The organism is Bradyrhizobium forestalis, assembly GCF_002795245.1.
In the GTDB taxonomy this organism is placed as follows: Bacteria; Pseudomonadota; Alphaproteobacteria; order Rhizobiales; family Xanthobacteraceae; genus Bradyrhizobium; species Bradyrhizobium forestalis.
Map to the genome: position 1 here is coordinate 189,749 of NZ_PGVG01000005.1, position 10,922 is coordinate 200,670.

The following is a 10,922-nucleotide window of genomic DNA, read 5'->3' on the forward strand; positions in this document are numbered from 1 at the left end:
ACCGGACAGGCCGCGACCATGGCGATAACGGGCGAGAGCTTTGCCGAGGTCGAGCAGCGCCGCGCCGACCCTTTGCAGTAGGGCGGACCGAGGACATCGCGACTTCTCCGGGCCGTGAGCCCGTGGGCGGTGGGCTCGCGCCGAGCGCACCCCTCGTTTCCGGTCTTGCAATCATGTTGAACAATTGTTATGTTTTGTTCAACGCTGGAGTTGCCATGGTCGTGCGGACCCACACGTCGACAGAGACCGAGGAGCAGATTGCGCTTAAGCGCAACCGGCTCGTTCTGGAGCAGGCGCGTGCCGTCGGGCTGCTCGGTGAGGCCAAGGACACGCGCTTGTCTGGCCGGGTGCCGGCAGGCCTGATCGAAGCCGCAAAGAAGCGGGCTCACGTGTCCTCCGATACCGAACTCCTAGAGCTCGCCTTGTCGCGTTTGGCACTCGAAGACGATTTCGGGGCGCGTCTTGTCCGGCGCAAGGGTAGCATCCCGGCAGATATCGATCTTGCCATTTGATCTCCAGGGAACGTTGCGGAGGCTGAAGCCGCACAAGCGTCTGGAGCGCTTAACGCGACGACCAGATTCCGAACTTGCCTGGGCATCCGACGAGCCGCTGATCGGCGGCGCGCTGATGCTCGATACCAGCGTTTATCTCGACGTCCTGCAGGCGCGCACCCCGGACGCCGTCGATGAATTGCTGACATATCGCGTGTGCCACCACTCGGCCGTCTGCCTTGCCGAACTAACGCATCTGTTCGGGCGGCTAGATCCGGCTCACCCTTCAACGAGTGGCGTTCTGCAAACGGTGCGAAGTGTGATCGAGGACATTCCGCCGCATCGCTTGCAAGCTCCAGACACCGCAATGTGGGGTGAAGCGGGAATGCTTGCGGGCGGGCTCGTTCGTCTCAGCGGCGCGCCGAAGGGGGCCGGTCATGAGCGGAAATACCTCAACGATGCGCTGATCTATCTTCAGGCGCGAAGCATCGGTGCCAGCGTATTGACAGGGAATGTCGGCGACTTTGACTTCCTGAACCAACTTGTTCCGGGCGTTCCAATCATTCTGTATCGGCAGGCGTGACCAATGCCCCTATCGCCCGATATGCTCGCGGTTCGCAGGTCCTCCGGAAAACAAAGAATCAAAAGCATGTGGGTTATCGGCGGGGGCAGCGAATGGACAGAGAGGCCGCCATGGCGATGCTGGTTGCCAAGCGCCGCGCTGAGGCCGGCGGCGGCTACCATCATTTGCACCTGTATGACGGCGGGAGGTTCGAAATGAGCTTAAACATTAAGAGCCCGCAGGCGCGCGAATTGGCGGCCGAGCTGGCGCGGCTGACCGGGGAGTCGCTCACCGTTGCGGTCGCTATTGCTATTCGCGAGCGGCTTGACCGGGTCCGCCGCGAGCAAGGAGAAGGCCTTGCGGACCGTCTGTTGACGATCGGCCAAGATTGCGCAAAGCGCTTAAAGGGACCGCACGGGTCTGTCGATTACGGCGATCTGCTCTACGACGAGCGCGGACTGCCTCGATGATGACCGATGCCTCTGCGCCCATTGCCATCCTGCACGATGAGGCGAGCACGCTCGCCAGTTCGGCGCCTTTGCTTGCTCGAAATCACAAATTGCGGTAAAAAGATCTCGCCTCGTGCGAGAGCCAGGTTGGGTCCTTTTGGGACTTTGCGTGATGCACAAACCCGGCATGTAGTGCGTAGATGATGGCGTGACGCCTGATGGGTCCGAATTCCTGCTTGCAGGAATTTGGTGAACCCGGAGGCCACGCCATTTTCGTTTGAGGCCGTGTCCTCCCTGATGATCATTATTCAAGGAGCACACATGGCTCGTAATCTTAAGGGACAGTTTGAAAAGGGCACCTCCGGCAATTTGCGGGGGCGGCCGCGGAAGCAGTCGCATCCCATCTCGGATGATCAAGTCCGCCGCGACTTTTTCGAAGCGGAAGAGATGCTGGTTCCGGTCGTCATCGGAAATAAGCGTGAGATGATTCCAGCGCGCGTGGCCATAGATAGGCAGCTGGTCTTTAAGGCGGTAGCAGGTGACGCGCGTGCCCGGGACTTGTACTATAAGCGTAAGGACCGATTCATTCTCGAACACGTCAATCAGCAGCTCGAGAACCTGCGGGTCATCGTTGAAGGCGAAGACCGTTTGCGTGAATTCCCCGAAGACGTGACGGATGAGTTCAAGAAGGCACTGAGCTTGCTGAAGCAGAGCATAGATCGGCATTACTATCCATTTTAGCCGGTTCTAGCGCCAACAGTCGCTTTCACGCTGACGACAAGAGGAGTGCTCGCTGCACTCCTCCTTTTTGTTTTGGTTTGTGCTTGTCACCGGCGCATCCGGGTCGGCCTCTCGAGCATGGCGCCGTTCGACTTCTGATAGACTTTCCGGGCCGGCGTCGAGCCTGCTAAGCCCCTGCTCAAGGCCTGTAATGGTCCTGATCGTCTCCTGTTCTATATCCTGTTTCACGGCGCCGCCGCGCACCGCCGTCGCCTAGTAAGTCGCTCAAACGGCGTCAATTTCTGCCGCCCAGGGGCGCGACGGCGCTATTGCACGGTTTTTTATCAGGCCTATCAGGTCGTGACGAGAGTTGGCATCGCAAGCCCCAACGTCTCGCTGGCTCGGTCGATCTTCAAAGCCCGCTCATAGAGGAACCGCCGCTACCGTTTTCTTCGGCGCGGCGGTTGATGGTCGAAGACGGTTCAGTCGCGGCCAACCTCTCTCGCACTCACCGTTACGTACCAATATCCCGACCAGCGGTGGGACACGGGGCATTGCTGCGACTTCCTCGACCAGGCGGAGCTCGGGGCCATAGATCGCGGGCGGGCAGCTGCAAAAACCGACTCTGCCCACTGGTTCTTGCTGGGCCTAGCCCATTTGGGGGAGGCGCACCCGGGGAATTTGGGCATATCGCTTGACGCGACGTTGCACGCAGGTTCGTGCGCTCGTGTCGGACAAGGGTGCCGATCAGGTGGGTAAGCAGCGAAATGACGTCAAACGCGTCGGGAGATAATCTACGGGGCTCGGGCGACTTCTCGTTCTTCGAGCTTGAGATGCGGAAACGTTCGCGGAGCTGGGAGTGGAGTATTGGCCGGCGCGCCGGACAAGCCATCATGCGAGGAAGAGCGAGGAAGCGCGTGGTGGCGAGATATGAGGCGACAAGCGCGTTGTTTCTCTTGCTGATGAACGTCTCCAGGCAGCCCGGAGTCGTAGATGAAAAGTGAAGCGCAAAGCATGAGGCCGCACCTTCAGCCGAAACACCGAGAAGGTCGAGGTGTTTCGCTCGCGCTCACGGGAAATTTGCGACCGCCGCTGGGCGAAGAACCAATGCTCAAACCAATTGCAGGAGCAGCTTGACGAGTTCCGGTTGACGGTGGGCGCCGGTCTTCGAGAAGACCGATTTGAGGTGATTGCGCGCCGTCTCGCGCGAAATGCGCAGCTGTTCGGCGGCGCCGGCGAGCGATGCACCAGTTGCAAGCAGTGCGGCCAATCGAGATTCTGCGGGTGTGAGGTCGAAGGCTTGGCCGATGAGGGTAGGGTCCGGCGCCGCGGGCGGGACGAGATTGGACAGAATCAGCATCGCCCGCGCGCCGAGAAAGACGGATCGCGCCGCGCCGTCCACCGGCAGAATGCGCAACACGACCGGTGGCTTTGTCGTGCGGCGGACGAGGATCGGCGAGGCGGGGATGGCGCTGGCATCAGGCGTGGATCGGATCAAACTGATCAGCTGCTCGAGCTTGGTCATCGCCTGCTTGTCGCGAAGAACGAGACGCCGCTCCCTGATGCGGACTTCATCGTCGAAACCACGATCGGCCACTTCGTTCGTGCGGAGGACTATTCCCTCGCGGTTGAGCACCAATGCGGGTTGCTGAACCCGGTTGAGGACGTCGGTCATCGACGTCAGCGCGACCCTGCCGACCGCGGTCGCGAGCGTGGCGGTCTCGGTGAGGCGCGGCGCCAATTGCGCGAGCACCTGCTTGTCACGCGCCTCGAATGCGCCCTCGCGGCCCGTTCGCTGGATCGTCAACGCCCATGCTGCGGTGTCGGCCCAGAAGCCAACGCCGGCGAACCAGCGATATCCGAACGGAAACAGCACCTCGTTGTACATGGGATCGGAACGAATCTGCTCCGCCGTCATGACGTCGAGGTCGGTCACGACCTCGCCCGCCATCATGCGCGGAAACGCCCTGGCACGGGGATCCCTCAGGTGCCAGTTGTTCTTGAAGTAGAACTTGGTCCCTTCGTCGATCGATTCGGTGCGTGGAACGTCCGGAGTCCGGATGTCGCTCTGAAGGAGCAATGCCGCCGACGCCCCGACCGCCCTGCAGATGTCATCCATGATGTCGCGCCACGCATCTGGATTGACGGCGGCTTCGCCAAGTCGATTGATGACCTTCGACAGTTCCTGATCGTCTATTCTACCGGTCCTCAAGAGCGGCCCCCCTCCGCTGATCCCAAGGCATTCGTTGCAACCGGCGAGCGTCTTCGTTGGATGCGGTGCTGAAGGCCCGCCACCGACATTGACGCCTCGAACGCGTTGCCCCGAACCTGGATGCTTCGCGAAGCGGCAGCTCGAAGCAAGCCCTCTTGCCTGTTTTTCCTAAATAATCGCGGTCGACGAAAGTCTAATGATCGCCGCGGTGAAGCGGCGCCGGCAACCCTGAATGACCCATTCGGGTCATGCGTCGCGATGTGCCAGCGCTATTCCTTCGGTGAGGAACAGTCCTTGACCCAGGAATTCACGCCTTGACCCAATCTGTTGCAGGTTTCCGGTATCCGCTGACGTTCTGCAGGGAATGTCTCGGCGCGTCAGAGTGTCGCAGGATGTCCTGCAGCGCACGACGAAGCCGGCGGTCCGCCGCGATCAACGGTGGCAGCAATTCGTTTTCTCAGCAGCTTGCGCGACCTGCTCCTTCGCTTCGGGGCGGGCGGAGCGGATATTGCATTTCGGCGCGTATTGCGCCGCGGCTTGGCGAGTCGCAGATCGTTTGGCTGGATGAGACGGCTGATCGTCGCGATCAGGGGCGCGCGATTTCGCAGCCGCACCGTCCGCTTCGTATCCCACTTAAGGTTAGCAGCCGTGCTGTCTTGACGCAGTCGCGCAACAGTGGAAACAATTTGCAATTGTCAAAAACCTTTTGACGGTCCGCGATATGACTTCGACGTTCGACGCTGCACAAGGTTGCCTCGTCAAACGGTACTTCAACAATAACAAGACCAGTTCATTTCAAACTCGCGCCGTGGGCTGACGGCGAACTTGAAAAATCAAAGAATTACAACAGGGGGCTCGCCATGAGCGACCGCACGACGTTACGCGTCGCGTCCATATCGCATTCCACTATCCACGATTGAAGATCTCTCCATCCGCACAACGCAAGCCGCTTCCGCGCGCCTGCGAGCAATGCCTGTTGCCCTTTCGAGAAAGATGAAACTGCCATGATCATCAACGGCACCAACGCAAGCGATCAGATCGCCGGCACCAACTCGGCTGACATCATCAATGCAAAGAATGGCGACGATACCATCAACGCCGGGGCGGGTAATGATCTCATTCAGGGTGGCAACGGCGACGACAGCATAAATGGCGATGCGGGCAACGACCTCATCGACGCCGGCAATGGCAACGACACCGTTGATGGCGGCACCGGCAATGACATCATCCTGGGCGGCAGCGGCAACGACATCATCGACGGCGGCGCCGGCACCGACATCGTCAGCGGAGGCAATGGCAACGATACCCTGATCTATCGCGTTTCGGAAAATGTGGGGTCTGTCGACATTTACGACGGCGGCAGGGGCCAGGACACGCTCCGCCTCGTCGTCACGCAAGAGTTCGCGAACTCGGCTTCGTTCAGGTCCGATCTTGCGGCAATCCAAGCCCTTATCGCGCGCTGTGGTAGCGCGGACTATGCGTTCAGGAGCTTCAACCTGGTCGTCGTCTCGATCGAAAAGATCGAGGTCGTCATCGAAGGCCCGACCAATCATGCGCCGGTCGCAGTCGCGGACATCGCTTCCGTCAAGGAGGACGTGACGACGGTTGCGAGTGGCAATCTGCTGGCAAACGACACGGACGTCGATAGCGGCGATACCCACATCGTGTCGGCCGTAGCGGGAGGCACGGACAACGGCACCACGATCACCGTCGTCGGCACCTTTGGAACGCTGGTGGTCACCAAGGCGACCGGTGCCTACACCTATACGCTCAACAATTCCGCCGCGTCCGTGCAAGCGCTCGCCGAAGGCCAACAGGTGGCGGAGCAGTTCACCTACACGAATGCCGACAACCACGGCGGAACGGGGTCGTCGACGCTCACGGTGACCATCACCGGCAGCAACGACCCGGCCACGATCACGGTGTCGGGCAGCCAGGATACGTCGGTGACCGAGGCCGGAACCGCGGCCGGAGATCCCAGCGCGTCGGGCCAGCTTGCGGCGCACGACGTCGACAACGGCGAAGCCCATTTCGCAGTCCCGGCCTCCCTGGCCGGCACCTACGGCAATTTCACGTTCAATGCGGCGACGGGGGCCTGGACATATACGCTCGATCCTACGAAATCGGATTCGCTCACCGCAGGACAGCAGGTCACCGATACCCTGACGGTCGCCTCGGTCGACGGTACCGCCACCCACGATATCGTGGTGAACATCACCGGTACCAACGACGCAGCCGTGATCGGCAATCCGGCCCAGCACGACGTCACTGAGGACGGCATCCTGACGGCGTCCGGCACGCTGTCGATCAGCGATGTCGACCAGAACCAGAATTCGTTCCAGACCGCCGTCGCCTCGGCGCCCGGCAATCTCGGAACGCTGCCGATCGGCGCCAATGGAGCCTACAGCTATGCGGTCGCCAACGATGTCGTTCAATATCTCGGCCAAGGCGAGACCCGCGACGAGGTCTTCACCGTCAAGGCTCTGGACGGCACGACCAAGGACGTGACGTTCACGATCCACGGCGTCAACGACGCCGCCGATATCGGTGGCCCCGTCCAGCACGACGTCACCGAGGACGGCCAGCTGACCGCATCCGGCCAGCTGTCCATCAGCGATGCCGACCAGAACCAGAGTGCGTTTCAGACCGGCGTCGTTTCTGCGAACGGCAATCTCGGTTCTCTCAGCCTTGCCGCGGACGGCAGCTATACCTATTCGGTCGCCAACGCCGCCACCCAGTATCTCGGGACTGGCGAAACCAAGGTCGATACGTTCACGGTCGCCTCGCAAGATGGTACGACCAAGAGCATCAGCTTCACGATCCATGGCGCGAATGATGCGCCAGGCGAGACCGCGTTCACGCAGGCAAACGCCGCGCTCCTAGAGGGCAGCGTAACTGGAACAGTGGTCGGGACTGCTGTTGGATCGGATCCTGATGCGAACGACTTACTGACCTACAGCCTCGTGGATGATAATGGCGCGCCCTATACCGGGCCGCTAGCGATCGATCCTCATTCCGGCGTGGTAACCGTCAGCGGCAACATCGATTTCGAGTCGACGGAAGGGCTGCTCACCGCCGTCGTGCAGACGACCGATCAGAGCAACCTGCACAGCGACAAGGTCATTTCGGTCGTGGTAGGCGATCAAGCGGAGACCACTGTTTCCGCCATTGAAGGGTACATCGCGAATGCCACCATTTTCGTCGACGACGATGGGGATGGCGTTCTGAGCAGCGGGGATTTCGTAACCCAGAGTGACTCGCTCGGGAATTTCCAGATCACCGGAAGCCACGTCGGCGCGATCTATCTGCTGGGCGGGGGTGGCGCGGTCGACACCGCGACCGGGTTGCCGTTCGACGGCGTTCTGCGCGCGGCACCGGGATCGACGGTGCTTTCGCCGCTGACGACGCTGATCGCGGCGATCGCGGACCAAAACAATGGCGATTATGCCGCTGCGAAGGCTCAGGTGGCCGCGGCATTCAATGTCCCCGTGGGCGTCGACCTGAACAACTTCGACCCGATTGCGGCGGCCGTATCGGATGATCCCGCGGCTCAGGCGGCAGGCGCACAATTGTTCGCCGCCGGTGTTCAGCTCTACAACGTGATCGTGCAGGGCGCCTCGCTCATCTCCGGAGCTGCGGGTAGCAGCGACACCCAGGCTGCCGCGAATGCCATGTTGGACGCGATAGTCACCCAGGTGTCTACCGGCACGTTGGATCTGTCTGACCCGAACACGCTCCAGAGCGTCATCACTGCGGCTGCCGGCACCACGGATGTTGCCTCGACGGTGGCGGATGCGGCGAACGTTATTGCAAGCTCGAACACGCTGATCGATAGCGCGGTTGCATCAACAAGCGGTGCAGAGCTGCTGCAATCGATCGCGGGCACCGCGAGCGTGGCCCAGGGTATTGCGGCTCTAGCGCTTGCTGACGCAGGACAGAGCGGTGATACGACAGACGCGGTCGACAGTTTCACCGGTGCAAACCTTCAGGCCGTGGTCGATACCGCGACAACCAACGTCGATACGAACGCGCTGTTGGGGCCAGCCGGCGACAATACTCTGACTGGCACCGGTGGCGCAGATTTGCTCGACGGCGCTGGAGGTTCTGATCACCTGTACGGCGTGGACGGCAAGGACATTCTGATTGGTGGCAGCGGAGACGACTATCTGGACGGCGGCCAGGGCTTCGACCGCGCCGTCTATACCGACGCAACCGGCGGGGTCACGATCAACCTCGCGGCGGGAACGGCGTCCGGCGCGGGCGTGGGGACGGACACGCTCGTCAACATCGAAGCCGCCATCGGCAGCGAATTCGCCGACACGTTCAATGGAGCCGGCTTCACCGGCGATGCACATGTCCCGGGCAGCCCCGTCGGCTACAATGAGTTCGAAGGCAAAGGCGGCGACGACACCATCATCAGCAACACCAACAGCCAGGGTGCGGAGCTGACGCGCGTTTCCTATGTCAGCGCCACCGGGGCGGTGACGGTGGATCTCGCAGGCGGTTATGCCCAGGGTGATGCGTCGGTGGGCCACGACACCCTCGTCGGTTCCGGCTTCAACGGCGTCTGGGGCTCCGCGTACAGCGATACGATTCTTGGCAGCAACAATCCGATGTTCACCGCGGAGGTGTATTCGGGCTTTGCGGGCAACGACTATATCGATGGCCGCGGCGGCTATGACCGCGTGGACTACAACGTCGATCCGAACACCACGACGGGAATTACGGTCAATCTCGCCACCGGATCCGTGACCGGCGATTCGACCATCGGGACGGATACGTTGCGCGGGATCGAGGCGATCCGTGGCACCAACTTCGCCGATACCTACAACGCCGCCGGTTTCGGCTCGGGCAGCGTCAATGCCGGCTCGAACGGGACGTTCAACGAGTTCACCGGCAACGGCGGCGACGACTTCATCACTGGCAATGGCTCTACACGGCTAGGCTTCAACAACGCGACGGCAGGCGTCCAGGTCGACTTCGTTTCCGGCATTGCCACAGGCGATTCATCCGTCGGCACCGATCACTTCACCGGCGTCAACGCCGTCCAGGCATCGATGTTCGACGACACGCTGCTAGGCGGTGCGACCAACGACACTTTCACCGGCCTTGCCGGCAACGACTATATCGATGGCCGCGGCGGCTTCGACGTCTCCTCCTACAACAACATCTTCTTCACCACGGGAAGCATCACCGTCAATATGGCGGCTGGCACCGTCGTCGGGGATGCGTCGAACGGCACGGACACGCTTCGTTCGATCGAGGGCATTCAGGGCACCAACTTCGACGATACCTACGATGCGACCGGCTACGGTGTGACCGGGGCCAATATCGGCAACAACGGCACATTCAACCAGTTCGAAGGCCTCGGTGGCGATGATGTCATCATCGGCAACGGCAATACGCGTCTCATCTTCGCCAACGCGACCGGCGGGGTGACAGTCAATCTCGCGGGTGGCATCGCCGCCGGCGATGGCTCGACTGGTCACGACACCTTCACGGGTGTCAACAGCGCGACTGGCAGCAGTTTTGACGACGTTTATGACGCGACGGGTTTCACCGGCGTCAACGCGAACTTCAACGCATTCCAGGGTAACGCCGGAAACGACACCATTTCCGGCAATGGTAATACGCAAATTCAGTTTGGCAACGCGACGGGCGGTGTGAGCATCAACCTCACTGCAGGGACGGCCGACGGTGACGGCTCGGTCGGCCACGACACCATCGCCGGCGGCGTGTTCAACGTGTTGGGGTCCAACTTCAACGACACCATCATCGGCAGCGCCGGCAACGACAGCCTCTCCGGCAGCGGTGGCAACGACATCCTGGACGGTCGTGCCGGCAACGACTTTCTCAGCGGCGGCGCCGGCGCAGACGCCTTTGTCTATGCGAGCGGCGGCGGCTTCGACTTCATCCAGGATTTCGTCCATGGCCAGGACAAGATCGATCTGTCCGGCGTCTACGGCATCTTTAGCCTTGCCGACCTGCAATCGCATGCGATCCAGAGCGGCCCCAACACCGTCATCACGTTCAACCCGAGTGCTGGCCTGACGCTTCAGAACGTCGATCTGAACAGCCTGACGGCGAGCGACTTCCTGTTCGGCACGCCAGCCGCGCCGATCGTCGGCGACGGCAACGCGAACGACATCGTCGGCACCGCCAATGCCGAATCCATCAGCGGTCTCGGCGGCAACGACCGCCTCCAAGGCTTCGGCGGCAGCGACCTCCTGGATGGCGGCCTGGGCTTCGACCGCGCCATCTACACGGATGCGACCGGCGGCATCGCCGTCAATCTCGCGACTGGCACCGCGGCGGGACCTGGCGTCGGGACGGACACGCTGGTCGACATCGAAGGGGTGATCGGCAGCGATTTTGCCGACACGTTCAACGCGGTCGGATTTACCGGTTCGACCGGTCTGCCCGGCGTGGCCGCCGGCCAGAGCGAGTTTGAGGGGCGCGGCGGCGACGACATCGTCGTCGGCGCTGTC

General features: G+C 61.6%; 6 protein-coding genes. 5 read left to right on the forward strand and 1 reads right to left on the reverse strand.

Annotated features, from left to right (window positions below; genetic code table 11):
- Positions 1-215: 215 nt before the first annotated feature.
- From CVM73_RS08830 to CVM73_RS08845, 4 genes are all read left to right on the forward strand, one after another.
- Complete coding sequence (locus CVM73_RS08830) at positions 216-512, forward strand: hypothetical protein (protein ID WP_100231605.1); 297 nt, start codon at positions 216-218, stop codon at positions 510-512.
- Positions 502-1,074 (forward strand): type II toxin-antitoxin system VapC family toxin, encoded by a 573-nt coding sequence (locus CVM73_RS08835; protein ID WP_100231606.1) that lies wholly within the window; start codon positions 502-504, stop codon positions 1,072-1,074. The genes CVM73_RS08830 and CVM73_RS08835 overlap by 11 nt, the downstream gene beginning before the upstream one ends.
- Before the next feature lie 110 nt (positions 1,075-1,184).
- A complete protein-coding gene (locus CVM73_RS08840) occupies positions 1,185-1,523 on the forward strand; it encodes a type II toxin-antitoxin system VapB family antitoxin (protein ID WP_245452257.1) in 339 nt (112 codons plus the stop codon).
- A gap of 300 nt (positions 1,524-1,823) precedes the next feature.
- Entirely contained in the window at positions 1,824-2,243 is a 420-nt protein-coding gene (locus CVM73_RS08845; RefSeq protein ID WP_146006581.1) for a DUF5681 domain-containing protein, read from the forward strand.
- A gap of 1,090 nt (positions 2,244-3,333) precedes the next feature.
- On the opposite strand, the gene CVM73_RS08850 is transcribed toward CVM73_RS08845, so the two are convergent.
- A complete protein-coding gene (locus CVM73_RS08850) occupies positions 3,334-4,158 on the reverse strand; it encodes a helix-turn-helix transcriptional regulator (protein ID WP_158237556.1) in 825 nt (274 codons plus the stop codon).
- A 1,280-nt stretch (positions 4,159-5,438) separates the two neighbouring features.
- Here CVM73_RS08850 and CVM73_RS08855 point away from each other — a divergent pair.
- The coding region (locus CVM73_RS08855) for a VCBS domain-containing protein (protein ID WP_208639183.1) at positions 5,439-10,922 on the forward strand (5,484 nt) is incomplete at its 3' end.